Genomic DNA, 26,127 nt, shown 5'->3' with positions numbered 1-26,127 from the left:
GCAGCTAACGGGCGGCCAAAGGGTGATCTGCGCCGACAAATCGTCGGGCTGTGCGCTCTTCGCTACCTCCTTTGACGTAGATCAACGTGACTGGCGGGGGGAGTGCCTAATATGAGGCTGTTTCTCAATCACTGTTGGCATTGCAAAGCGAGTATCGGGTCTTTCCCGCTTGCTGATCAGCAACTCAGTGTCTGATTTTCACGCTCATGTTCACTTTTGGCGGCTTTGGTCGCAATTGTTATGGTTTTTCCAGCCGACCCTGATGGGTCGGCTTTTTATTGCCTGCGATTTGCCGTGGGCAGGAAAAACGGAGGAGTGCGAGGCCTGATCAGGCCTCGAAGGTGGCGGCATTGAGCCGAAATGCTCGTGGATCATCGATAAACTGGCCGGTGATCCGCTCGTCATGTTCGTGCCCCTGACCATAGCTGCAGAGGATCAGCCGATCGGAGGTGCGCGATCGCAGCTGGGTGATAAAGCGCACCAGATCGGCGCGGCTCAACTTGCCCACCTCGTCGCAGACCCGCTCCCGCTGATCAAACCCCAGATCCTTGTTGCCGATGCTGACCCACAGCCGCTGGCCGCGACTGCGCAGATTGGCATCCCGCTCGCTCAGCTGGGCTTGCAGCCCCGCTTTGCTCTCCTGCCACTGCTGCTCGGTGAATTCGAGCATGGCGAGCGGGAAGAGGTCGATAAACTCCTCCACCGCATCGAGCAGGATCTGCGGCCCAGCCACCGGCGACTGGATATAGAAGATCAGGCCCGGGTGGCGATTGAGGGGCAGGTTGCCGGCACCCACCACATACCCCAGTTGCTGACGGGTACGCAGCTCGTGGAAGAAGGTGGAGGACATGATGTGGTTCGCCAGAGTGAAGCAGGCGAGATCCCGCGCCCGGGTGGTACGGGACTGGTAGTAGACCAGCAGTGCCGAGTCTTCGTGATCGCAACCCTGCTCGCGAATAAGGGTGCCTCTGTCCTGAATGGAGATGAGCGGACGACGGGTCTCGCCGCTCGGTTTGCTGCTGGTGCCATTGATGTCGCTCAGGTGGCGCTCCATCAGGGCGGCCAGCTCCAGTGCTTCGGCGGCAGTCCAGTCGCCGTGCACCAGCGCTTCGACATGGACCTCGCCAAACAGCTGGGCCACGAAGCCGGGCATCTCTTCCAGCTCGACGGTGCGCAGGTGACGGAGCAACTGCTCGAACGGCGGGTTGTTGGGTTGCAACAGGCTGGTGAGCTGGTTAAAGAGCTGGGAGATGGGGCGCGCCTTGGACTGGTTGTCCCAGTTGCGAATGAGCTGCTCCTTGATCTCGGCGAAGCGACCCGGATCCGGATACCCCAGGGTGCGGTTGCCAAGGATCATGTCGAGCAACAGCGGCTGCTTGTCGGCAAAGCCGCTCAGGTTGATGGTAAAGCCCCCCTGATGGGCATAGATCTGGTAGCCCAGCCCCGCCAGCTCCGCCGGATAGGTGAGGGCGTTGAGGTGGTCGGCCAACAGCTCCACGGCGAGGCGCGCCATGGCGATATTGCGCGGATTTTTGACCGCATGTTCGCTGTCGATGGAGATGTAGAGATTGCCCTTGGGCACGCTGAACAGGTGCTCATGGAGGTGCCAGAGGCGAAAACCGGGGCGATCGATAAGGCAGGCGGGCATGTCGGCGGCAAGCTCGGGAGTGCGCGGATCGAGTCGGCTGCTGATAAAGGGGTTGGGCTTGGGCAGCGCCAGCGCCGGATCCGGCTCGCTTTGCTGCCAGCGAATTTTCTCGGCCTCGGTAATGGTCGCCACGCTATAGGGGGTCTGATACCAGCGGGCCAGTCGATCGGTCGCCACTTCCGGCGCAGTGATGGTGATACGCAGGTTGTGCGGGGTGAGTTTGGCGAGGAAGCGGCGGATCAGCCCCTCGTCATATTCGCGCATCATGTAGTCGCCGTAGAGCAGATCCTCAGGTTTGTAGCTAAAGAGGTTGAGCACCAGCCCCGACACCGTATCGAGGGGGCGGCCGCGCTCCTGAAAACGGAACGCCGATTCGAGCACGGTCCGTTTTTCGTCATAGCGCCAGCTCTGTAGCCCTTCGCGGCCGATCAGTTTCAGATAGCCAAACAGGGTGGCGAGGATGTCATCCACATGTTCAAGGCCCAGAGGGGTGAGGCCGAAGTTGACGCCAAAATCCTTGAAGTTGGCGCCGCTAATGCCACCGCCCGCTGAGAGCTGGTTGACCCAGCCTTTCGCCTTGAGCAGGGAGAGCAGGCTGCCATCCCCCTCGTAGCCAATCAGATGGCTCAGGAAGGTGAGGGGCTTTTTGTCGTAAAACTCGTCCACATTGGGCAGGGGGAAGCTGAGCGACAGCTTGCGGGTCTCCTTGACCGGATTGATGTGGATGCGCACGCCGAGATCGTCGAGCCGGTAGAGCGGCATGGTGAGGGTCGGGGTTCCCAAATTGCGATTCAAAATGGGAGCAAAGTAGCGACAGCACCACTGCAACTGGGTATCGATGGATTCCGGCGAGATCATCACCAGCGCCATGCGATCCGCGCTGTAGTGGCTTTCGTAAAAACGGATAAGGTCGGAGCGCAGATCCCGTCCCGGCAGATCAGCCAGGGTATCGAGGTTGCCCACCGAGAACTTGGAGAAGGGGTGCGCCGGGTTGACCGTCTCTTTATGCACCTGATAGCTGCGGCGCATGTCGTCCTGCAGCTTGAGGCGATACTCGGAGTCGACCGCGTTGCGCTCCTTGTCCACCCACTCAGGATCAAAGGTGGGGCAGATAAAGAACTGGGAGAAGCGATCCAGCCCCGCTTCGAAGAAACCGTTGTCGATCTCGAAGAAGAAGTTGGTGAACTCGGTACCGGTCCAGGCGTTGTTGCTGCCGCCATGACGGCTCATAAATTGCTGGTACTCACCAGGCTTGGGGTAGGTGCAGGTGCCGAGAAACAGCATGTGCTCCAGAAAATGGGCCATTCCCTGCCGGTCAGCGGGATCGTCAAAATGGCCGGTATTGACCGCCAGCGAGGCGGCGGATTTGTCTGTGTCGGGATCACAAATCAACAAGACCCTGAGCCGGTTGGCCAGCTCCAGAAAATGGTATTGCCGATGGTCATTGGGACTGGCATATGGGCTCATTGGCGTGTGACTCACGTTGGATTTATTTGAATTTAAACATGATTATCGACCCCGCTATCCCGTCAGGCAAACCCTTTTCTGAGAGGTAGCGCAATTGTTTCCACACCCGTGGCGGGGTAAGATCCCCCGGCTATCAAAACAGGCCCGTTGGGCGAGGTTGTAATGAAGATCTATATCATGCGTCATGGCCAGGCTGGCATGAATGCGAAAACAGATGAACAGCGTCCATTGACCGAGCAGGGTATTGAAGAGTCTATCCAGATGGCCCGCTGGCTGGCGCCTCAGCTGATTGGCCCGCTGGATCGGGTGATCCACAGCAACTATCTGCGGGCACGCCAGACCTGGCAAGCCATATGCAGTGAATTACCTGACGCAGCAGCCGTTGAAGAGAGTGGCGACATTACCCCTTACGGTGATCCCGCTTTCGTGGCCAGCTACCTCACCACTTTGGCTGAACAACATGACCAAATCCTGATGGTCAGCCATCTGCCGCTGGTGGGTTATCTGGTGCAAAGCCTCTGCCCGGCCGCAGGAGCACCCATGTTCGCCACCTCGGGGATCGCCTGTATCGAGTGGCACGATGGCAAAGGAGCCTTGCTCTGGCTCGAAGGGCCGCATACAATAGGCTAAAAGTTAATAAAAAGTTATAGATTGAATTTTTTGGGAAGAGATGGGCGAGTTTTCCGGATTTTTATAAATATTTTACGGAATTAATTCGCAGAAGCTGCTGTCATACGGATACAACTGCAAGAGGTTGCAAACGATGAGAGTGTTCAAGAAGTACCTGCCACTGATGGTGGCAAAGCATGTCAAAACCTTCTTTAAAGGTCGGATTTACATCCATGGTCGGGGGCGGTTTGATTTCCAATCCGGTTTGTTGCTGATGCCGAATCCGGCGGATATTCCCCATCGCCAGACAGTCACCGAGGTCAACGAGCTGATCTCCAGACTGCACATGGATGCCGCGTAATGCGCTTCTGAACCTGTTTCTGCACTGATATGCCCGCAATTTTGTGGGCATATTTGTTTCTGGCGACTGGCGTTCACTGCGTGGCTGTTCAGGCCCACACCTTTGTTTCTCTCCCATCGCCCTCTATACTGGCCCGCTGTTGTCTCTTCGGTCTGGATCCTCTCATGCCCCTTGCCTTTCTGTTTCCCTTCTCCTGCATTGCCATCTGGGCTGGCAATGGCATCGTCAGCAAACTGGCGGTTGGTGTGTTGTCCCCCGCAGCCTTGGCCTGGTCGCGCTGGGTGGTGGCTGCGCTGGTATTAAGTCCGTTTCTGGCCCGTCGGGTATGGCGTGCGCGTGCCCGTCTGCGCGCTGGCCTTTGGCAGATCGCCATGCTGGCCTCGCTGGGCATGGTGCTCAACCAGACTTTTGGTTACTACGCGGCGCAAACCCTGGGAGCCACCGAGATGGGGTTGATGATGGGACTGACGCCGCTGCTGACCGTGTTGTTCAGCATCTGGCTGCTGCGTGAGCGGCCCACCTGGGGCGCTGTACTGGGGGCGCTGCTCTCCATCCTTGGCTTGTCTATCTTGCTGGGGCAGGGAGATCCTACCCGGCTGTTTACCCAAGGCATTCATATCGGCTCTGTCTATATGCTGATTTCGGCGGGTACTTACGCCCTTTACAGTGTGCTGCTCAAGAAGTGGGATCTTGGGCTCGACAACTGGTCGCTGCTCTACGGTCAGGTGATCTGCAGTGTGGTGATCCTGACCCCCTTCTTTTTGCTGGTGGATGGCCAGTGGCCTGATAGGCGGGCCCTGTGGCTGATCCTCTATGCGGGTATCCCCACTTCGGCGCTCTCACCCTGGCTTTGGATGCAGGGTATCGCCCTGCTCGGTGCCAACCGTACCGCCATCTTTATGAACCTGCTGCCGGTGATGACGGCTGGCCTTGCCATCACCCTGTTGGGTGAGCGGTTGACCAGCTATCACCTGATCGGGGGCGGTCTGACCCTGCTGGGTGTCTTGCTGGCACAGCTGCTGGTGCGTCCGGTGGTGATGGGTCGCCGCCGGGTGGTGCTGGCACCCTGTCCCGAAGAGTAATCTTGCGCGAAAGCGTAGAGGGGCCAAGTGGCCTGCTTGGCCGCCAATGAAAAGCGCCTGCAGCAATGCAGGCGCTTTTTTATGGTTACATCTTCCTAGCCGGTTACTGGGCAACTAGATAGAGCTCCTTGCTGTAGACCACATCCTGCGGGTTAAGGTGGGGATAGCCTTTCACGAAAGGCTTGAGCAACCTGGATTTGACCGAGAAATAGATGGGGGCGATGGGGGCATCCGCATCAATGAGTGCCTCTGCCTGTTGATACAGGGCATTGCGTTCAGCGGGATCCAGCGAGTCGTGGGCCTTGGCCAGCAGGGCGTCGTACTCCTTGTTGAACCACTTGCCGCTGTTGGCACTGCTGCTGGAGGTCATGATGTCGAGGAAGGTGGAGGCATCGTTATAATCCCCGTTCCAGCCATAGCGGCTAACCCCGAAATCCCCCTCGTTCAGTGCCGAGACCATGGTCTTCCACTCCATGTTGTTGAGGGTGGCAGTGACCCCCAGGTTGTGTTTCCACATGGAGGAGACGGCCAGCGCAATCTTTTTGTGGCTCTCGTTGGTGTTGTAGAGAATGTCCACTGTGAGTGGCTTGTCCGGGCCATAACCTGCTTCGGTCAGCAGGGCTTTGGCCTGCTTGATCCGCTCCTCTTTGCTCTGCAGCTGGCTAGCCGGTTTTTTCAATTCAAAACCGTCCACAATGGGGGGCGTGAAGCTATATGCGGCAATTTGTCCCTGCCCCAGGATCTTGTCGGTGATGGTCTCCCGGTCGATGGCGAGCGAGAGCGCCTTGCGTACTTTCGGGTCATCGAACGGTTTGCGCTGGGTATTGAAGACATAGTAATAGCTGGCCAGCGTGGGGACGCTGACCAGCTCTTCCGGGCTCTTGCTCTTGAGCTGCTTGTACTGCTCCAGCGGATAAGTGGTGTAGTGCAGTTCACCGGTGCGATAGCGGTTGTAGGCGGCGGTTTCCGAGACGATCTCCAGATAGATCACCTTGTTCAGGACGGTGTGCTGGTTGTTCCAGTAGTGGGTATTGCGCTCGGCGCTCAGCCGCTCGTTGGGGGTCCACTCCTTGAGTACAAAGGCGCCGTTGGAGACGATATTGCCCGGTTTGACCCAATCCTTACCGAATTTTTCAATGGTGGCCTTGGGGGCCGGGAACGTGGTGTAGTGGGCCAGCGTTTTTAGGAAGAAGGGAACCGGATTTTTCAGGGTGACCTGCAGGGTGTGGTCATCGAGCGCCTTGATCCCGAGCTCTGACGGGCTCTTCTTGCCCTGTGTCACCTCGCTTGCATTGACCACTCCGGTCAATTCGATAAACCAGGCGTAGTTGGAGGCGGTCTTGGGATCGGCCGCCCGTTGCCAGCCGTAGACATAATCGGCGGCGGTGACCGGTTCACCGTTTGACCACTTGGCCTCGGGCCTCAGTTTGAAGGTGTAGATGGTACCTGTCTTGTCGACGTCGTAGCTGACGGCACCTGCTGGCTTGATCTTGCCGGTATTATCCAGCTCATAGAGCCCTTCAAACAGATCGTTGACGATGGCACTACCGGCGGTCTCTTCTACCAGCTGGGGGTCAATGGTGGTGGGCTCGGTGCCGATATTGGTCACGTAGATTTGTTGGGCATCCGGCAGCAGCTTGGTACCGGCAGGCACCTGGGCAGCCCAGGCGGGAAGGGCAAACAGTCCGGCTACCATGCCGGCAATGAGAGTCTTGTTCATTGATAATCCTTGAGTTTTATTTGCTTCCAAAGCGAAATCAGTGTGCTGGATTGGCGATCGGATCTCAAGAGGCAATGGCTGAGGGAACGGCAGGCCCATCAGACTCCATTTTTAATGGCTCAAGGCCAGTCAACTCATGGCTTGCAGCAGGTTATTGCCACGAATTAAGAGGCCGAAAGTTATCGATTGAAACCGAATAAAACGCGCCTTTTACCATAACATGAGGCGAAATAGCCTATTTAATAGGCCGCTTAATTCGCTGCAAAAACAAAAAACAGACGTTACATTAGGTTACAAATCAAGGCCGCCGGTGATCGGCATTTTTTTTGCTGATGCCTGCAAACGTTTTCAACGCCAACGGATGCGATCTAAAGGAACAAAAATGCGAAACATGATCACCATGGGTGAGTTCATCGTCAAAAAGCAGGCGGATTATCCTACCGCGACTGGCGAGCTGACCTCGTTGCTCAGCTCGATCCGCCTTGCTGCCAAGGTGGTGAACCGGGAGATCAACAAGGCGGGACTGGCGGATATCATCGGTTCCATGGGCGCTGAAAACGTACAGGGCGAGGTGCAGCAGAAGCTGGATGTCTACGCCAACGAACGCTTCAAGGCGGCGCTGGAAGCGCGCGGTGAGGTGTGTGGCATGGCCTCGGAAGAAGAAGAGGACTTCGTCGCCTTTGACTCGCCGCTCTCCAAAAACTCCAAGTATGTAGTGCTGATCGACCCGCTCGATGGCTCCTCCAATATCGACGTCAACGTCTCGGTCGGGACTATCTTCTCCATCTACCGCCGTTTGAGCCCGCAGGGTTCGCCGGTGACCCTGGAGGACTTCCTGCAACCGGGCAACCGTCAGGTCGCCGCCGGTTATGTGGTCTACGGCTCTTCCACCATGCTGGTCTACACCACCGGCTTTGGCGTCAACGGCTTTACCTATGACCCCTCCATTGGCTGCTTCTGCCTCTCCCACGAGAACATCCGCATTCCGGAAGAGGGCAAGATCTACTCCATCAACGAGGGCAACTACATCAAGTTCCCGGACGGGGTGAAGAAGTACCTGAAATATTGTCAGGAACGCGATGAGGCGACCCACAGACCCTACACCTCCCGTTATATCGGCTCCCTGGTTTCCGATTTCCATCGCAACCTGCTCAAGGGCGGCATCTACATCTATCCGTCCGGCACCAACTCGCCGAACGGCAAGCTGCGTCTGCTCTATGAGTGCAACCCGATGGCGTTTCTGGTGGAGCAGGCTGGTGGCAAGGCCTCCGACGGCTTTGGCCGCATCATGGATATCCAGCCCACCGCGCTGCACCAGCGTACCCCTTACTTTGTTGGCTCGACCAAGATGGTGGAGCGGGCCGAGGCCTTTATGCGCGAGTTCTCCGCCCATGAGGATCCAGCTAACCAAGGCTGAACGTACGCAGTAGTCAGATAGCAAATAAAAAACGGGAGCCGATTTGGCTCCCGTTTTAGTTGGCATTATCTCTCTGGCTCGCCGCCAGTGTTGCAGATATTCACAGGCTGTTGTTGGCCAGATCAGCCAGCAAACCATCCACCAGTTTCAGGCGCATGGCGCGATCCTGGGTCGGTACCTGGAAACGCAACCGGGTCGGCCCGTCCATCTTGTAGACCCTTGGCTGGCTGGAGAGCAGTTTGACCAGATAGGCCGGATTGACCTTGGTCTCCTGGGTGAAGTCGAGATAGCCGCCACGCTCGCTCATCTCCACCCGGCGAATGCCAAGGGCGGTGGCACTCTGGCGGAAGGCGGCCAGCTCCAGCAGGGTTTTGGTTGCCTCCGGCAAGAGGCCGAAGCGGTCGATCAGCTCCACTTTCAGCTCGCGCAGCTCCTGCTCGTCCGCCGCACTGGCGATCCGCTTGTACATGGAGAGGCGCATGTTGACGTCCGGAATATAGTCATCCGGCAGCAGTGCAGGCAGGCGCAGTTCCACCTCGGTGTGCTGGCTCATCAGCTGCTCCAGCGACGGCTCCTTGCCATTTTTCAGCGCCTCGACCGCCTGCTCCAGCATCTCCATATAGAGGGTGAAGCCGACCGATTCGATCTGGCCGCTCTGATCGTCGCCGAGCAGTTCGCCTGCGCCACGGATCTCCAGATCGTGGGTCGCCAGCGCAAATCCGGCGCCGAGATCTTCCAGCGAGGCGATCGCCTCCAGCCGCTTGGCCGCATCCTTGGTCATCAGCTTGGGATGGGGAGTGAGCAGGTAGGCATAGGCCTGATGGTGAGAGCGGCCAACCCGACCCCGCAGCTGGTGCAGCTGGGCCAGACCCAGGTGATCCGCCCGATCCATGATGATAGTGTTGGCGCTCGGTACGTCGATACCGGTCTCGATAATGGTGGTGCAAACCAGGAGGTTGAAGCGCTGGTGGTAGAAGTCGGACATGATCCGCTCAAGGTCGCGCTCGCGCATCTGGCCGTGGGCGATGCCGATGCGTGCCTCGGGTACCAGCTCCGCCAGATCGGCTGCGCACTTCTCGATGCTCTCGACATCGTTGTGCAGGTAGTAGACCTGGCCGCCACGTTTGAGTTCACGCAGCACCGCCTCGCGCACCACAGCCGGTTCGTGCTGGCGCACGAAGGTCTTGATGGCGAGTCGCTTGGCGGGTGGAGTCGCGATGATGGAGAGATCCCGCATGCCGGACATCGCCAAATTGAGGGTGCGCGGAATAGGGGTGGCGGTGAGGGTGAGGATATCCACATCGGCCCGCAGCGCCTTGATCTTCTCCTTCTGGCGCACCCCGAATCTGTGCTCCTCATCGACGATGAGCAGTCCCAGATCCTTGAAAGTGAGCTCGGAGCCGAGCAGCTTGTGGGTGCCGATGATGATATCCACCTTGCCTTCGGCCAATTCCTTCATCACAGCGCTCTGCTCCTTGGCGGAGCGGAAGCGGCTCAGCACCTCGACCCGCACCGGCCAGTTGGCGAAGCGGTCGCGGAAGTTGTCGTAGTGCTGTTGCGCCAGCAGGGTGGTGGGCACCAGCACGGCAACCTGCTTGCCGCCGTGGACGGCCACAAACGCCGCCCGCATCGCCACTTCGGTCTTGCCGAAACCTACGTCGCCACACACCAGTCGGTCCATGCTCTTGGCCTGACACATGTCCCCCAGCACCGCATTGATGGCGTTGAGCTGATCGTCGGTTTCCTCGAACGGGAAGCTGGCGGCAAACTGGCGATAGGCCTCTTTGTCGTGCTTGAAGGCAAAACCGGCGCGAGCGGCGCGATGAGCGTAGACATCCAGCAACTCGGCTGCCACATCGCGCACCTTCTCCGCCGCCTTGCGCCGCGCCTTGCTCCAGGCCTCGCCGCCGAGTTTGTGGCTGGGTGGGTTATCAGAGCCGGTGTAGCGGCTGATAAGGTGCAAACTGGTGACCGGCACGAACAGCTTGTCGCCGCCGGCATATTCGAGGGTCAAAAACTCGGTGGGCAGACCACCAGCGTCGATGGTTTCGAGCCCCAGATAGCGGCCGACCCCGTGATCGAGATGGACCACCGGCTGGCCCTGGGTCAGCTCGCCCAGGTTTCTGATCACCGCATCGGAGCTTAAGTTTTTGCTCTTCTCCCGTGCCCGCTTGCTGCGCACCTTGCCGCCCAGCAGTTCGGTCTCGGTGATCAGCGCCAATGGATCCTGACCGGCCTCCTGCCACAGGAAGCCACGTTCAAGCGGTGCCACCAGCAGGCCGTGACGATCCTGGCTTGCCATAAAGGCGTCGAGGGAGGGGAACTCTTTAGGTTGCAACGAGATACGCGCCAGCAGATCGCCGAGCACCTCCCGCCGTCCTTCGGACTCCACCGCAAACAGGGTGCGCCCGGCAAAACCTTGGAGGAACTGGTTGAGCGCCAGCAGGGGTTGCTCCTTGCTGTGATCGAGTTGCAGATCCGGCAGCGCCTCGATGGGCAGATCGTGCTGACCGGCATCGCCCGCGGTGGCGGCCTCTTGCAGCCGCACCGCGCCATATTGGCCCAGAGAGGCAAAGAGCTGCTCCACCGGCAGATAGAGCTGGGCCGGGGGTAGCAGGGGGCGAGTGTTGTCCCAGCGTCTGTCTTCATAGCGCTGGCCGATATCGTTCCAGAAACGCTGGGCGGCGGGGTAGATATCCCCCACGGTGAGCAGAAGGGTCTCTTCCGGCAGGTAGTCAAACAGGCTGGCGGTCTGGTTGAAGAAGAGCGGCAGATAATACTCGATGCCAGCGGGCCAGCGCCCCTTGCTCACCTCCTGATAGACGGAGCCCTCGGCCCGCGACAGCTCGAACTGCTCGCGGAACTGGCCGCGAAACAGTTCGATGGCCGCCTCGTCGGTAGGGTATTCCCTGGCGGGCAGCAGGCTGACCGTCTTGACCGGTTCGCTGGAGCGCTGGGTTTCGGGATCGAATGGGCGGATGGAGTCCACTTCATCGTCGAAGAAGTCGATGCGATAGGGGCTGCTACTGCCCATGGGGAAGAGATCGAGCAGGGAGCCGCGAGCGGCAAATTCGCCATGTTCCAGCACCTGATCCACTGCCACGTAACCCGCCTCGGCCAGCCGCCCGCGCAGCTGTTGCAGGTTGAGGCGCTGACCGGCCTTCACCATCAGGCTGTATTTGTCGAGATAGACCCGGGGGGCGCAGCGCAACATCAGGGTGGAGATGGGGACAATCAGCACCCCCTTGCTCATCTGCGGCAGCTTGTAGAGAGTCTCGAGCCGCTGGGAGATGATGTCCTGATGGGGGGAGAAGGTGTCGTAGGGCAGGGTCTCCCAATCGGGGAACAGCAATACGGGGGCGAACTGATCGGCTAGCTGCTTGTCTGCCAGCAAGTACTGTAACTCCTGCTCCAGGCGCAGGGCGCTCGGGGTATCGGCGGTGATAAGCAGTACCGGCCCCTTGGCTTCACTGGTGAGACGGGCTGCAATCAGCGAGAGGCTGCTGCCGACCAGCTGGCCGAGTGTGATCTTTTGGCCCGCTTTGGCGGGCAAGGCGGGGAGTGTCATTGGCATGGTTCGATTCTTTTAACGTTGACGTTATCTATCGCGACGTTCGCTCTGGTTAGCGCTGACGTTCTTGGGCGCGCAGCTTGAGCTGCTTTGATTGCACGTGGAGGCTGGCACGAACCAGCAGTTCACGGTCATCTTCGCGGATCCGCACATAGTCGAGCTGCACATGGGTGCCATGTTCACTGCCGTCGAGCTGTTTGACCTGGCCATAGCAGTAGATGGCGGCCGCCTCTTCCCGCAGGAAGATCTTGAGGCGGACGATCTGGTGCAGGTGCGGCGCATCCCCGTGACCATGATAGGGGTGCAGGTAGGTGAGTTGACCAGCCCCGAAGCGCAGGGTGTGGAAGCGCTGCTCCGGATGGTCCTGCAGGGAGAGCACATAGCCCATGATCATGTCGATCTTGCGGGACTGCTGATTGACGATCTCGATCAGATCGTGCATCGACTCGTTCTGGTTGCGCAGCAGGCGAGTAGTCACCAGATCGATGGAGGTAATGGCCGAAGAGATCCGAAAGGGCTCCGGCAGCTCAGCGTCCAGCTCCTCCAGCGAGGGGAGGTGGAAGTCGGCCGGCATGGGGATCACATTGACCGGCGTGGCATGAGTGACGCTGAAGAACTGTTCCTGCATGGAGGCTATCCCTTGTTGTCATGGACGGTTTCCCTTTATTATCCGGTATCTTATTTTGTTGGCAACGTACATATCCTTGAAGACCGGACTTTTTCAGCCCCTTTCGCTGGCCATCGGCCTGCGGTATGCAGGCTCGAAGCGCAGCAATCGCTTCGTCTCATTTATCTCCCTGTTCTCTACCTTTGGCATCGCCATCGGGGTTGCCGCCCTGATGGTGGTCATTTCGGTGATGAACGGTTTCGAAGGGCAGCTCAAAGGGCGCATCCTCGGGGTGATCCCCCATGTGGTGGTGACCAATCAGGCTGGCCGTATTGATGCTGACCCGCAAGGCTTGCCGGATCTGGCCAAATTACCCCATGTGGTTGCCTCGGCCCCCATGCTCGACAGCGAAGGGATGCTGCAAAGCCCCGGCCAGCTGACCGGGGTGAGCGTGCAGGGGATCGACCCTGCAAAGTGGCCCAAGGATGACATCCTCCACAGCCAGATGCTGGGGGGGCGCCTCGATACCCTGCAGGCCGGCCACTACCGCATCGTGCTGGGGCAGGGGGTGGCACGCCGCCTCAATGTCTCCATCGGCGATCAGGTTCGTTTGATCCTGACCGAAGGGACCCGCTTCACTCCGTTTGGTCGGGTACCGGCCCAGCGCCTCTTTACCGTCTCCGGTATCTTCGGGGTCGGCGCCGATGTGGATAACCAGATTGCGCTGATCGCGCTGGGGGATGCCCAGCGGCTGCTGCGTCTGCCGACAGAAACCGTCGGTGGCATTCGCCTCTGGCTAGATGATCCCTTTGCCGCTGACGAGGTGATCAAGACGCCGCTGCCGGATGGCTTGCTATGGCAGGATTGGCGCCGCGAGCGGGGCGAGCTGTTCCAGGCGGTCGCCATGGAAAAACGGATGATGGGGCTGATGCTGGTGCTGATCATCGCCGTCGCCACCTTTAACATCCTCTCCGCGCTGGTGATGGTGGTAACGGACAAGGAGGGCGAAGTGGCCATCCTGCGCACCATGGGCATGAGTGAATCGGGGATCGTCAAAATCTTCATGGTACTTGGCGCCTCCAGCGGGGTGATTGGTGCTCTGTTTGGCGGACTGGCGGGCCTTGCGCTCTCCTTGGGTCTCAACCCCCTGCTCAATGCGGTGGGGCTCAACCTCTATATGGCGGCGGGCGGCAGTGGCCTGCCGGTGATTGTCGAGCCGGCTCAGGTAATCACCATTTTGCTGGGCGCCGTGCTGCTGAGCTTCAGTGCCACCCTCTATCCGGCGGCCCGCGCCGCACGGGTGAAACCGGCCGAGGCGCTGCGTTATGAGTAATGCCGTGAATAATACATCTTCTGTTGTTACCTCCGGTGCGAGTACCGGCGTTGTTACTGGTGCCTCTGTGGTCACTGGCGTAAGTGGAGCCCCTGTTATGAATGAAGCCGTATCCCGTGAACCTCTGCTGCGCTGCAAGGCGCTCAATCATGTCTATAAAGAGGGGGAGCTGGAGACTCAGGTGCTCAAGGGGATCGATCTCTGCGTCGCACCCGGTGAAATGCTGGCGGTGGTGGGGAGCTCCGGCTCCGGCAAGACCACTCTGCTGCATCTGATGGGGGCGCTGGACAACCCCTCCAGTGGCGCCGTGCTGTTCAAGGGGGAGGATATCCACCATTGGGATAGCCGAACCCAGGCCCGTTTTCGCAACCGCGAGCTGGGCTTTGTCTACCAGTTCCACCACCTGCTCTCCGAGTTCAGTGCGTTGGAAAATGCGGCCATGCCGCTGCTGATCGCCGGTGAGTCAGTGGCGGTTGCCACCGAAAAGGCAACCAAGATACTGGGGCGGGTGGGGCTCTCCCATCGCTTGAATCACCGTCCCTCCGAGCTATCCGGTGGCGAACGTCAGCGGGTGGCGATCGCCCGGGCGCTGGTCAACGAACCGAGTCTGGTATTGGCGGACGAACCTACCGGTAATCTGGATCACGCCAGTGCCACCGCAGTGTACGAACTGCTGTGTGAACTGAATCGTGAGCTGGGCACTGCGTTTGTGGTGGTGACTCACGACTTGAGCCTGGCGGCCAAGCTCCATCGCCGGGTGACCCTGGTGAGCGGCGTGATGGCGGAGGTTGCCTGATGTTCAAACCGCTGCCCCTCTTTCTGGGCCTGCGTTACAGCCGCTCCCGCCGTCGCAACGGGTTTATCGCCTTTATTTCTGCCTCTTCCCTGATCGGTATTGCCCTCGGGGTGATGGCGCTGATCCTGGGCCTCTCTGCCATGAACGGTTTCGAGCGGGAGCTTAAAGATCGGGTGCTCTCGGTCGTGCCGCAAGGTGAGCTGGACGCCGTCGAGCGGCCGCTGCCGGATTGGCCACGTCTGCGCGACTACCTGCTGGCCCAGCCGGGCGTTGAGGCGGCAGCGCCGGTCATTCGCCTCAATGGCCTGCTGGAGCATGGCTCTGCCCTCAAGGGGGTGCAACTGCGCGCCGTGCTGCCCGATCTGGAAGCCAATCTGTCGGATGCCGGCAAATACATGACGGGCCGTGGTCTGCGTGAGCTGCAACCGGGTGAACGTGGGGTGATCCTTGGCAAGACCATCGCCGACAAGCTGGGGGTCAAGGTGGGGGATTCGGTCGCCCTGCTGCTGCCGCAAGGGGGTGATCAGGCGGGGATCAAGAATCCTCGGCGCGAAGCCCTGACCGTGGTGGGGCTGCTGGAGATCGGTGGTCAGCTCGACGGTCTGCTCGGCTTTATGCATCTGGCCGATGCGCAAGCGATCACCGGCATGGGCAGCGGCGTGGAGGGCTTCAGCCTGCGGGTGAGCGATGTGCTCAAGGCGCAATCCATCACCGTAGCCGCCGCGCAGCAGTTCCCTCATCACGTCTATATCCGCAGCTGGATGAACAGCCAGGGCTACCTCTATCAGGACATCCAGATGGTGCGTACCGTCATGTATGTGGTGATGCTGATGGTGGTGGCTGTCGCCTGCTTCAACATCGTCTCCACCCTGGTGATGGCGGTGAACGAGAAGCGCAGCGAGATCGCCATCCTGAAGACCATGGGGGCGAGCCCCGGCCAGATCCGGCTCACCTTCGTCATTCAGGGGATGGTCAACGGCGTGGCCGGTGCCCTGCTCGGCGCCCTGCTGGGCGGGCTGCTCTCCAGCAAGCTGACCCAGATCCTGAGCGTTGTCGAAAAGCTCATCGGTCACCGCTTCCTCAATCCGGATATCTACTTTATCGACTTTTTGCCGACCGAGTTGCATATGCAGGATCTGCTCATCGTGACGGGCGCCGCCATCCTGATGAGTCTGGTGGCGACCCTCTATCCCGCCTGGCGGGCGAGCGGTCTGGTGCCATCTCGCGAGCTGGGTCACTGATGCGTTGCATCTAATGCGCAATAAAGAACGAAGGGCCCGCTGGTGCAAACCGGCGGGCCCTTCTGTTTTCAGGTCATGTAGACTGGCTTAGTGAGCGTTAAGCTCATCGAGTGGCAGGGAGAAGCTGGCTACGAAGGTGTCGATAAAATAGCGCATCTCATCGCTCATCCGGGCTGCCAGCATGGCTTCAAGGCGCTTGCGAGCCGGTTCGAACTCCCGGTTGCCCGCGTTGATCTCCTCCAGACACTTGGTATAGGCGCAGAGGGTGTCGGCATCCTTGACCAGCCTGGCCAGCTCGTCATCCTGGGCTGCCGAATCGAGCAGGGGGCGAAAGTCCTCCACCAGTTCCGGCGGCAGCATGCCAAGCAGACGCTGCTCGGCGGCCAGTTCTATCTTCTTGTACTCGCGGGCGATCTCGGGGTTGAAGTATTTGACCGGGGTGGGCAGATCGCCGGTCAGCACCTCGCTACTGTCGTGGTAGAGGGCCATCACCGCGGCGCGGTCGGCATTCACGCTGCCGCCAAACAGCCGGTTTTTGATGATGCCGAGGGCATGGGCCACCATGGCCACCTGCAGGCTGTGCTCGGCAATGTTTTCCGGCTGGATGTTGCGCATCAGGGGCCAGCGGTAGATGAGTTTCATGCGGGCGAGATTGGCGAAAAAGTGGCTGGGTAACATGATGGCCTCAACAAAAGAGAATAGAAAAGGGCAGACCCTAGTCTGCCCTTTTTTTTCGTTGCAGGGCAGCGTCTGCCCGCGCATTTCCCGTGTTTAGCGGATATAGCGGCCCGATTCCGCCTCCTGATTGGTCACAATCATCTGGCCAATGGGCGCCAGACTGATGAGTGCCAACTTGAGGTGCTGAATACCAAACGGGATACCGATAATGGTCACGAAGCAGGCCAGCGCGGAAGCGATGTGGCCGATGGCCAGCCAGACGCCGATCAGCACGAACCAGAGGATGTTGCCAATCAGCCCCAGAGTACCGGTGCCGATATCGCTCTGGCCGGTCATGGTCTTGCGATTGACCGCCTGCTTGCCAAACGGGAAGAAGGTAAAGGTGCCGATCACGAAGCAGGCACGTCCCCAGGGGATGCCGACCAGCGAGATAAAGCAGACAAGACCGGCCAGCCACCAGGCCAGGCCCATAAAGACACCTCCCAGTACAAACCAGAGCAGATTGAACAAGAAGCGGAAAAAGGCCATGTGAGTGACTCCAGATCATCAATTTGGTTGCCACCATAACGAGGGAGGGGTAGGGACGCAATGGTTGATTGGTCCAATCGCCATTTGGCTGGTCAAATTGAGTCGCCGCCCGCAACGATGGGCTGTTTTTCGGCGAAAGATGGGTAATAAAGCGGCGTTCGGATGAAAAAAGGTGAGCAAACGCAAAATTATTGCCATCGGATAGTTGAAGTCGGGCACCTCTCTCCCCATATAAGGGGCAGTTTTGCACGAATTGTGCTTGCACGCCGCTCAATGTGGGGGATGTGTGGCTCGACTCAACCAAAGTGCGCCGCTATAATGCCGCGTCATATTTTCTCATCACAAAGACATATCGTTGTCTTTATAAACAGGAAGACTCCGGGCTTTGCCCAGGGGCAATAAAGGGTCAGCACACAGTGCTGAGTTGAACGAGGTAGAAGAATGCAAGTTTCTGTAGAGACAACCCAGGGTCTGGAACGCCGTCTTACCATCACTGTACCGGCCGCTACCGTAGACGCCGCTGTGCGTAAAGAATTGAATGGCCTGGCCAAAACTCGTCGCATCGACGGTTTCCGTCCTGGCAAGGCTCCGGTTGCCATCATCAAGAAGATGTTCGGCGCCATGGCTCACGCCCGCGTTGCTGATGAAATGATGCAGAGCAACTTCATCAAAGCCATCATCGAAAACAAACTGAGCCCGGCCGGTGCCCCGACCATGGAGCCGAAAGAGATCAAAGAAGGTCAGGATTTCGAATTCACCGCCACTTTCGAAGTGTATCCGGAGTTCGAAGTTGCAGGTCTTGAGACCATCAAGGTCGAGAAGCCGGTTGCGACTGTGAAGGATGAAGATCTGGCCAACATGATCGACACCCTGCGCAAGCAGCACGCTACCTGGGCTGATGCCGATGTTGCCGCTGCCAATGGCATGCGTGTGACCATGGACTTCGTCGGTTCCATCGACGGTGAAGAGTTCGACGGCGGCAAAGCTGAAGGCTTCAACCTGGTGCTGGGCGCTGGCCGTATGATCCCGGGCTTCGAAGACGCCATCCTGGGCAAGAAAGCGGGCGACGAGTTCACCATCGAAGTGACCTTCCCGGCTGATTACCACGCTGAAAACCTGAAAGGCAAAGAAGCCAAGTTCGCTTCCAAGCTGATCAAGGTTGAAGAGCAGATCCTGCCTGAGCTGACCGAAGAGTTCGTGAAGCGTTTCGGTATCGAAAGCGGTTCTGTTGAAGAGCTGAAAGCCGAAGTGCGCAAGAACATGGAGCGCGAACTGGCTCAAGCCCTGAAAAACAGCGTGAAAGAGCAGGTTCTGAACGGTCTGGTTGAAGCCAACCAAATCGACCTGCCGAAAGCAGCTGTTGCTCAAGAGATCGACGCACTGCGTCAGCAGGCTCTGCAGCGCTTCGGTGGCTTCCAGGGCGGCAACGCTCCCGAGCTGCCGGCTGAACTGTTCCAGGCTCAAGCCGAGCGTCGTGTACGCGTAGGCCTGCTGCTGGGTGACGTGATCCGCACCAACGAGATCAAGGCTGACGATGCCCGTGTAAACAGCATCATCGAGTCCATGGCGACTGCCTACGAAGATCCGAAGGACGTGATCGAGTACTACCAGAAGAACGAACAGATGCTGAACGGCGTTCGTAACCTGGCAGTAGAAGATCAAGCTATCGACCTGATCCTGTCCAAAGCGCAAGTGACCGAAAAAGAAGTTGCCTTTGACGAAGTGATCAACAAGTCTGGCGCCGCTGCCTAAGAACATTTGACTTAAGGTCAAGACTGTTAAGTATAATGGCTCGTGTGATCTCCACTCGGGCCATTTTATTTTAGGGACAATGCCTTATGTACAAGAACTATAACGATATGACCGATTCTCCCAGCAATGCGCTGGTCCCCATCGTGGTCGAACAGACTGCCAAGGGTGAACGTTCCTACGATATTTACTCCCGTCTGCTGAAAGAGCGGGTGATCTTCCTGACCGGTCAGGTTGAAGATCACATGGCCAATCTGGTGGTTGCCCAGTTGCTGTTCCTCGAGTCCGAGAATCCGGACAAGGATATCTATATCTACATCAACTCGCCGGGTGGTTCGGTGACTGCGGGCATGTCCATCTACGACACCATGCAGTTCATCAAGCCGGATGTCAGCACCGTCTGCATGGGGCAGGCCTGCTCCATGGGTGCCTTCCTGCTGGCTGGCGGTGCCAAGGGCAAGCGTTTCTGCCTGCCTAATGCCCGCGTGATGATCCACCAGCCGCTGGGTGGCTTCCAGGGGCAGGCATCTGATATCCAGATCCACGCCCAGGAGATCCTGAAGATCAAAAATACCCTGAACGAGCGCCTGGCGTTCCACACCGGTCAAGACATGGCTACCATCGAGCGTGACACCGATCGTGACAACTTCATGTCCGCCGAGCAGGCCGTGGCCTATGGTCTGGTAGACGGTGTCCTGAGCCAGCGTAGCTGAGCAGGGTGTCCCGGTCTGTTGTAAACTCAACAGGCCGATCCATCCTCTATTGATAAAACGAGGTTGCTGAATGACAGAGAAACGCAAGGGTGAGGGTGATAAGCTGCTCTACTGCTCTTTTTGCGGCAAAAGCCAGCATGAAGTGCGCAAGCTGATCGCTGGCCCTTCCGTCTACATATGTGATGAGTGCGTCGAGCTGTGCAACGACATCATCCGCGAAGAGATCCGCGAGATCTCGCCCAAGCGCGATGGTAACGAGCTGCCAACCCCTCATCAGATCCGCGCTCATCTCGATGACTATGTGATCGGGCAAGAGTACGCCAAGAAGGTGTTGGCTGTAGCCGTCTACAACCACTACAAGCGTCTGCGCAACAGCGGCGAAAACAGTGGTGTTGAGCTCGGCAAATCCAACATTCTGCTGATTGGACCGACCGGTAGCGGTAAAACCCTGCTGGCTGAAACCCTGGCTCGTCTGCTGGATGTGCCGTTCACCATGGCCGATGCGACCACCCTGACCGAAGCCGGTTATGTGGGCGAGGACGTGGAGAACATCATCCAGAAGCTGCTGCAAAAGTGCGACTACGACGTAGAGAAGGCCCAGCGTGGCATCGTCTATATCGACGAGATCGACAAGATCTCCCGCAAGTCGGACAACCCCTCCATTACTCGCGATGTCTCCGGGGAAGGGGTACAGCAGGCACTGCTCAAGCTGATCGAAGGGACCATCGCTTCCGTACCGCCGCAAGGTGGTCGCAAGCACCCGCAGCAGGAGTTCTTGCAGGTTGATACCTCCAAGATCCTCTTCATCTGTGGCGGTGCCTTTGCCGGTCTGGACAAGGTGATCGAGCAGCGTTCCGTGAAGGGAACCGGTATCGGTTTTGGCGCCGAGGTAAAATCCAAGGATGCCAAGGCCACCCTGAGCGAGACCTTCGCCAAGGTAGAGCCGGAAGATCTGATCAAATATGGTCTGATCCCCGAGTTCATCGGCCGTCTGCCGGTGGTCGCGACCCTGACCGAGCTGGATGAGTCTGCCCTTATCCAGATCCTGAAAGAGCCGAAAAACGCGCTGACCAAACAGTACGCGGCGTTGTTCGATCTGGAAGGGGTCGAGCTGGAGTTCCGTGACGACGCACTCAACGCCATTGCCCGCAAGGCGATGGAGCGTAAAACCGGTGCTCGTGGTCTGCGTTCCATCGTGGAAGCCGTGTTGCTGGATACCATGTATGACCTGCCTTCTCTGGAAGGGGTCAGCAAGGTGGTGATCGACGAGACCGTGATCAAAGGGGACTCCGCGCCCTTGATGATTTACGAAAATCCCGAGACCCAGGCAGCTGCATCAGAGTAAATGTCTGATTTTTAATCAAATGGAAGGGGCTTTTTGCCCCTTTCATGCTTTTTACGGTTTCGGCGATTGAATCTCATCTCAGCGCCCCCATATACTCAGCCAAGCGCTTTGCCAACGGTATAACAAGCCGAGAGGACATATATGAACCTAGAGCGTTCAGAACGCATCGAGATTCCCGTCCTGCCTCTTCGTGACGTGGTGGTTTATCCCCACATGGTCATTCCACTCTTTGTGGGGCGGGAAAAATCCATTCGCTGTCTGGAAGCGGCCATGGAGCAGGACAAGAAAGTCCTGCTGGTGGCCCAGAAGGATGCGTCAACCGATGAGCCGACTGTGGAGGAGATCTTCACCGTCGGGACAGTGGCCAATATTCTGCAGATGCTCAAGCTGCCGGACGGCACCGTCAAGGTGCTGGTAGAGGGGGGGCAGCGTGCCCGCCTGGAGCGGATGATCGACGACAAGGATTTCTTTGTCTGCGAGGCCCAGTACATTCCCTCCCAAGCCATTGAGGAGAAGGATCAGGAAGTGCTGGTTCGCTCCGCCATCGGCCAGTTTGAAGGCTATATCAAGCTCAACAAGAAGATCCCGCCCGAGGTACTGACCTCGATCTCGGCGATCGACGATGCAGCGCGTCTGGCTGACACCATGGCGGCCCACATGCCGCTCAAGCTGGAAGACAAGCAGAAGGTGCTGGAGATCGTCTCGGTCTCCGACCGCATCGAATTCCTGATGGCGATGATGGAGTCGGAAATTGACCTGCTGCAGGTTGAGAAGCGCATCCGTACTCGCGTCAAGAAGCAGATGGAAAAGAGCCAGCGCGAGTATTACCTCAACGAGCAGATGAAGGCCATCCAGAAAGAGCTGGGTGAGCTGGAAGATAGCCCGGATGAGTTTGAAGCCCTCAATCGCAAGATTGAAGAGGCTGGCATGCCGGAAGATGCCCGTGAAAAGGCCCAGGCCGAGCTTGCCAAGCTGAAGATGATGTCTCCCATGTCCGCCGAGGCTACCGTGGTTCGCAGCTATGTGGACTGGATGGTACAGGTGCCGTGGAAGGCGCGATCCAAGGTCAAGAAAGATCTTGGCAAGGCGCAAGAGGTGCTGGATGCCGATCACTATGGCCTCGAGAAGGTCAAGGATCGCATCCTCGAATATCTGGCGGTACAGGCACGGGTGAATAAGCTCAAGGGCCCCATCCTCTGTCTGGTTGGGCCTCCCGGTGTAGGCAAGACCTCGCTGGGCCAATCCATCGCCAAGGCGACAGGCCGCAAATATGTGCGGATGGCCCTCGGTGGGGTGCGTGACGAAGCGGAGATCCGCGGTCACCGCCGTACCTATATCGGTTCCATGCCTGGCAAGCTCATCCAGAAGATGGCGAAAGTCGGTGTGAAGAACCCGCTGTTCCTGCTCGACGAGATCGACAAGATGAGCTCGGACATGCGCGGCGATCCCGCATCCGCCTTGCTGGAAGTGCTGGATCCGGAACAGAACAACAGCTTCAACGATCACTATCTGGAAGTGGATTATGACCTGTCGGACGTCATGTTCGTGGCTACCTCCAACTCCATGAACATCCCGGGTCCGTTGCTGGACCGGATGGAAGTGATCCGTCTCTCCGGTTACACCGAAGATGAGAAGCTCAACATTGCCAAGCAGCATCTGGTTGCCAAGCAGATCCAGCGCAACGGCCTGAAAGAGTCCGAGATCACCATCGAAGATTCTGCCCTGGTCGGAGTGATCCGCTACTACACCCGCGAGGCAGGGGTGCGGAGTCTGGAGCGCGAGATCTCCAAGATTTGTCGCAAGGCGGTCAAGCGCATCCTGCTGGACAAGAGCATCAAGCATGTTCATGTCAATCAGGAGAACCTCAAGGAGTTCCTCGGGGTGCAGCGTTTCGATTACGGCAAGGCCACCGACCAGAATCAAGTGGGTCAGGTGTGTGGTCTGGCGTGGACCGAAGTGGGGGGCGATCTGCTCACCATCGAGACCACCAACATGCCGGGCAAGGGCAAGCTCACTTATACCGGTTCTCTCGGTGATGTGATGCAGGAGTCCATCCAGGCGGCCATGACCGTCGTGCGTGCCCGTGCCGAGAAGCTGCGCATCAACGCCGACTTCTACGAGAAGCGCGATATCCACGTGCACGTACCGGAAGGGGCAACCCCGAAAGATGGTCCGAGCGCCGGTATCGCCATGTGTACTGCCCTGGTCTCCAGCTTGACCGGCAATCCGGTTCGTGCTGATGTGGCGATGACAGGAGAGATCACCTTGCGCGGCGAAGTGCTGCCCATCGGTGGTCTCAAGGAGAAGTTGCTGGCAGCCCACCGTGGCGGCATCAAGCGAGTGCTTATTCCGAAAGAGAACGAGCGTGACCTTGAGGAGATCCCGGCAAACGTCAAACAAGACCTTGAAATTTATCCGGTTCGCTGGATTGACGAGGTGCTGGAATTGGCGTTGCAGGACAATCCACAGGGGTTTGAGCGCGTTTCTGTCGTGTAAATGTTGATGCGCCGCAAATTTGGCGCATTCGGCGGGTGGTTAAGGCTTGCATGCGCCCGATAACGGAAGTAGCCTTGACCACCGATCGGGTACTCGTGATGAGTCGCAATGCGTTGTGTGGCGCGGGTTTGCGCCAGATTGTCACTTGCAACTGATCAGGAGGCTTGCTATAAAACCTCCACTTGTTGTGGCCAGGGAAATCAGCGCCGCAGCGGTGTTTGATAAAAGGGGAATATAAGAGTGAATAAATCTCAACTGATTGACAAGATTGCAGACGGTGCCGATATCTCCAAAGCTGCCGCTGGCCGTGCGTTGGATGCCTTCATTGATGCTGTTGGTGAAGCGCTGAAAGAGGGTGACCAGGTTGCTCTGGTTGGTTTCGGTACTTTCGCTGTACGCGAGCGTGCTGCCCGTTCAGGCCGTAATCCGCAGACTGGCGCGACCATCGAAATCGCTGCTGGTAAAGTTCCTGCCTTCAAAGCCGGTAAGGCCCTTAAAGACGCTGTTAACTAAGTCGGTCGCTGATATCCGTCGGCTACCGTCCTTGGTCGCAGACCAGACAAGTTAGAGAGTCTTCTCTCATACTGATTGACCAAGGCGCATCGCAATCGGTGCGCCTTTTTATTGTTTACGCCCATCGAGTTCGGGAGCATAAGTACAAACATGATGTTGGATAAACTACGCGAAGGGGCGCAGGGCAAGGTAGCCAAGGTTATCTTGGGCCTGATCATCCTCTCCTTTGCCTTGGCTGGTGTAGGTAGTTACCTGAACGGCCCGGCCCGTACCGCCCCCGCCACCGTCAATGGCACCGAGATCAGTGCTGCGGCACTGGAAAATGCCTACCGTAACGAGCGCGCCCGCATGGAATCCCAGATGGGAGAGGCATTCAGCCAGCTAGCCGCGAACCCCGATTACATGAAACAGTTCCGTCGCGGTGTGCTGGATCGCCTGATCGATCAGGCGCTGCTGGACAGCAAGGCCCGTGAACTGGGTCTGCGCATCAGCGATGAACAGATCAAGCAAGCCATCGTGGCCATGCCGGAGTTTGCCGAGAACGGCAAGTTCAACAATGACCGCTATCTGCAACTGATCCGTCGTGCCGGCATGACTCCTGAAATGTTCCGTGACTCCCTGCGTCAGGACATGGTGCGTCAACAGTTGATGAGCGCCCTGCTGGGCACCGAATTCTCCCTCAAGGGTGAAGCGGAGCAGCTCGACAAGCTCTACAACCAGACTCGCGATCTGCGTCTGGTACGTCTGGCTGCCGCCAACTACATGGCTGATGTTCAGGTCTCCGACAACGAGCTGGAGCAGTACTACAAGACCAATGGCGCCCGTTTCATGAACGACGAGCAGGTCAAGGTCGACTATCTGCTGCTGGACGCCGCCAACCTCGCCAAGGATATCAAGGTCACCGAGCAGGATGCCCAGGATTACTACGATCAGCACCAGGATCTGTTCCAGCGTGCCGAGCGTCGCCATGTGGCTCATATCCTGATCCCGTTTGGCAAGGATGAGAAAGCGGCCGAGCAGAAAGCAGAAGCCGTTTTGGCCAAAGCCAAGGCGGGTGAAGATTTCGCTGCGCTGGCCAAGGCTGACTCTTCCGATACCTTCTCTGCCAAAAAAGGCGGCGAGCTGGACTGGTTCGAGAAAGGGGTGATGGATCCGGCCTTCGAGAAAGCCGCGTTCGCCCTGGACAAGGCTGGCGATCTCTCCGGCGTGGTGAAGAGCCCGTTCGGTTTCCACATCATCAAGCTGCTGGGGGTTGAAGCAGCCCAGACCAAGCCGTTTGCCGATGTGAAAGAAGAGACCATCACTCGTCTGCAAGCTGACAAGGCCAAGGAGAAGTTCTTCGCCGAGCAGCAGAAGATGGCTGACAACAGCTTCGAAAACCCGGACTCGCTGGATCTGACCGCTGATGCCATGGGGATGAAGGTTCAATCTTCCGATTTCTTCACCCAAGCGACTGCTCCGGCTCCGCTGAACGATCCCAAGGTGCTCTCAGTTGCGTTCTCCGAACAGCTGCGCGATGACAACACCAACTCCGACGTGATCGAGCTGGCTGACGGCAAGGCGCTGGTGCTGCACATCACTGGTCACAAGCCCAAAGCGGTCAAGCCGCTGGCCGAGGTGAAAGAGCAGGTGATTGCCGCCATCAAGCATGACAAGGCTAGCGAAGTGGCCCGTGGTAAGGCCCAGGGCCTGCTGGACAAGCTGAAAGTCGGTGAGAGCATCACCGCCGATCTGACTGCACTCGGTCTGAAAGTGGAGACCCACAAAGGGGTTGCCCGCTTCGATCGCGAGCTGGATCAGAACCTGATTGCTCAGGCGTTCACGCTGCCCCATCCGATCGACGGCAAGCCGAGTGTGGCTCTGGTTGCCGAGACCAATGGTGACCGCGTTGTGGTTGCGCTGGACAAGGTCAACGTACCTGCCGCCGCATCCGGCATGGCCGCCATGCTGCAAGCTCAGCTGGGTCAGGGCAAAGCCCAAGTGGATTACAAGTCTCTGATCGACGAGCTGCGCAAAGCGGCCAAGATCGAGTACTTCACCAGTGTGGAAGCGACCGTCGAGTAATCGGCACTGCGCAATCCATTGAAAACGGCTCCTTGATGGAGCCGTTTTTTTATCTGTGGGCAAGAGGGGGAGACTCAAGCTCTGTGCTCTGTGCTCTGTGCTCTGTGCTCTGCTCTGTTGCGTGTATTCACTCCGCGGTTATACGCCATCTCAGTCGACTAAAAACGGGATATAAAAAAACCGGCACCT

19 protein-coding genes are annotated in these 26,127 nt (G+C 58.3%); 13 read left to right on the top strand and 6 right to left on the bottom strand.

From position 1 onward, the window contains the following. Positions 1-328: 328 nt before the first annotated feature. Entirely contained in the window at positions 329-3,115 is a 2,787-nt protein-coding gene (locus tag OKB77_RS22185; RefSeq protein ID WP_201941653.1) for an insulinase family protein, read from the bottom strand. Between the two features lie 162 nt (positions 3,116-3,277). Between OKB77_RS22185 and sixA the strand changes: the two genes are divergently transcribed. From sixA to OKB77_RS22170, 3 genes are all read left to right on the top strand, one after another. Then, positions 3,278-3,745, top strand: a complete 468-nt coding sequence (sixA, locus tag OKB77_RS22180; RefSeq protein WP_021230584.1) for a phosphohistidine phosphatase SixA — start codon at positions 3,278-3,280, stop codon at positions 3,743-3,745. Between the two features lie 133 nt (positions 3,746-3,878). Then, positions 3,879-4,085 carry a DUF1107 domain-containing protein gene (locus OKB77_RS22175; protein WP_005336998.1) on the top strand — a complete coding sequence of 69 codons (207 nt, stop codon included), beginning with the start codon at positions 3,879-3,881 and terminating at the stop codon, positions 4,083-4,085. 164 nt (positions 4,086-4,249) lie between these two features. Next, positions 4,250-5,167, top strand: coding sequence for a DMT family transporter (locus tag OKB77_RS22170; RefSeq protein WP_064338113.1), 918 nt, complete (start codon positions 4,250-4,252; stop codon positions 5,165-5,167). Between the two features lie 103 nt (positions 5,168-5,270). On the opposite strand, the gene OKB77_RS22165 is transcribed toward OKB77_RS22170, so the two are convergent. After that, positions 5,271-6,887 (bottom strand): peptide ABC transporter substrate-binding protein, encoded by a 1,617-nt coding sequence (locus tag OKB77_RS22165; RefSeq protein WP_064338112.1) that lies wholly within the window; start codon positions 6,885-6,887, stop codon positions 5,271-5,273. Between the two features lie 382 nt (positions 6,888-7,269). Here OKB77_RS22165 and fbp point away from each other — a divergent pair, with 382 nt between their 5' ends. Further along, the gene (gene fbp, locus OKB77_RS22160) at positions 7,270-8,304 is read left to right on the top strand and encodes a class 1 fructose-bisphosphatase (protein WP_005336993.1); all 1,035 of its coding nucleotides are present in this window, start codon (positions 7,270-7,272) and stop codon (positions 8,302-8,304) included. 100 nt (positions 8,305-8,404) lie between these two features. On the opposite strand, the gene mfd is transcribed toward fbp, so the two are convergent. Together mfd and OKB77_RS22150 are read right to left on the bottom strand one after the other, a co-directional pair. Then, the gene (gene mfd / locus OKB77_RS22155; protein ID WP_270818522.1) at positions 8,405-11,872 is read right to left on the bottom strand and encodes a transcription-repair coupling factor; all 3,468 of its coding nucleotides are present in this window, start codon (positions 11,870-11,872) and stop codon (positions 8,405-8,407) included. Between the two features lie 55 nt (positions 11,873-11,927). Beyond that, positions 11,928-12,503: a hypothetical protein gene (locus OKB77_RS22150; RefSeq protein WP_064338110.1), complete on the bottom strand. Its 576-nt coding sequence runs from the start codon at positions 12,501-12,503 to the stop codon at positions 11,928-11,930. A 76-nt stretch (positions 12,504-12,579) separates the two neighbouring features. Between OKB77_RS22150 and OKB77_RS22145 the strand changes: the two genes are divergently transcribed. From OKB77_RS22145 to lolE, 3 genes are all read left to right on the top strand, one after another. Then, positions 12,580-13,815 (top strand): lipoprotein-releasing ABC transporter permease subunit, encoded by a 1,236-nt coding sequence (locus OKB77_RS22145; RefSeq protein ID WP_040068101.1) that lies wholly within the window; start codon positions 12,580-12,582, stop codon positions 13,813-13,815. Between the two features lie 97 nt (positions 13,816-13,912). Next, entirely contained in the window at positions 13,913-14,611 is a 699-nt protein-coding gene (lolD, locus tag OKB77_RS22140) for a lipoprotein-releasing ABC transporter ATP-binding protein LolD (RefSeq protein WP_270818512.1), read from the top strand. Next, positions 14,611-15,852: a lipoprotein-releasing ABC transporter permease subunit LolE gene (gene lolE / locus OKB77_RS22135; protein WP_019445067.1), complete on the top strand. Its 1,242-nt coding sequence runs from the start codon at positions 14,611-14,613 to the stop codon at positions 15,850-15,852. The genes lolD and lolE overlap by 1 nt, the downstream gene beginning before the upstream one ends. Positions 15,853-15,939: 87 nt before the next feature. Here the strand turns inward: lolE and yfbR are convergent, their stop codons facing one another. After that, positions 15,940-16,530, bottom strand: a complete 591-nt coding sequence (gene yfbR / locus OKB77_RS22130) for a 5'-deoxynucleotidase (protein WP_047436789.1) — start codon at positions 16,528-16,530, stop codon at positions 15,940-15,942. A 93-nt stretch (positions 16,531-16,623) separates the two neighbouring features. Beyond that, on the bottom strand, positions 16,624-17,058 hold the full coding sequence (locus OKB77_RS22125) for a YccF domain-containing protein (RefSeq protein WP_005336982.1): 435 nt from the start codon (positions 17,056-17,058) through the stop codon (positions 16,624-16,626). A 441-nt stretch (positions 17,059-17,499) separates the two neighbouring features. On the opposite strand from OKB77_RS22125, the gene tig reads away from it, so the two are divergent. The 6 genes from tig to ppiD all read left to right on the top strand — a co-directional run bounded on the left by tig (position 17,500) and on the right by ppiD (position 25,938). Further along, on the top strand, positions 17,500-18,810 hold the full coding sequence (tig, locus tag OKB77_RS22120; RefSeq protein WP_270818510.1) for a trigger factor: 1,311 nt from the start codon (positions 17,500-17,502) through the stop codon (positions 18,808-18,810). 86 nt (positions 18,811-18,896) lie between these two features. Then, complete coding sequence (clpP, locus tag OKB77_RS22115; RefSeq protein WP_005336979.1) at positions 18,897-19,520, top strand: ATP-dependent Clp endopeptidase proteolytic subunit ClpP; 624 nt, start codon at positions 18,897-18,899, stop codon at positions 19,518-19,520. A 70-nt stretch (positions 19,521-19,590) separates the two neighbouring features. Continuing rightward, a complete protein-coding gene (clpX, locus tag OKB77_RS22110) occupies positions 19,591-20,865 on the top strand; it encodes an ATP-dependent protease ATP-binding subunit ClpX (RefSeq protein ID WP_005336977.1) in 1,275 nt (424 codons plus the stop codon). 141 nt (positions 20,866-21,006) lie between these two features. Beyond that, positions 21,007-23,361, top strand: a complete 2,355-nt coding sequence (gene lon / locus OKB77_RS22105; protein ID WP_270818508.1) for an endopeptidase La — start codon at positions 21,007-21,009, stop codon at positions 23,359-23,361. Positions 23,362-23,601: 240 nt separating this feature from the next. Beyond that, positions 23,602-23,874 carry a nucleoid-associated protein HU-beta gene (gene hupB, locus OKB77_RS22100; protein WP_005315375.1) on the top strand — a complete coding sequence of 91 codons (273 nt, stop codon included), beginning with the start codon at positions 23,602-23,604 and terminating at the stop codon, positions 23,872-23,874. Between the two features lie 150 nt (positions 23,875-24,024). Then, the gene (gene ppiD / locus OKB77_RS22095; protein ID WP_162517381.1) at positions 24,025-25,938 is read left to right on the top strand and encodes a peptidylprolyl isomerase; all 1,914 of its coding nucleotides are present in this window, start codon (positions 24,025-24,027) and stop codon (positions 25,936-25,938) included. Positions 25,939-26,127: the final 189 nt, after the last annotated feature.

Source organism: Aeromonas sp. Y318-3, from assembly GCF_027706185.1.
In the GTDB taxonomy this organism is placed as follows: Bacteria; Pseudomonadota; Gammaproteobacteria; order Enterobacterales; family Aeromonadaceae; genus Aeromonas; species Aeromonas veronii.
Note: the sequence above shows the minus strand (reverse complement) of the source record. Positions and strands in the feature narration are given on the sequence as shown.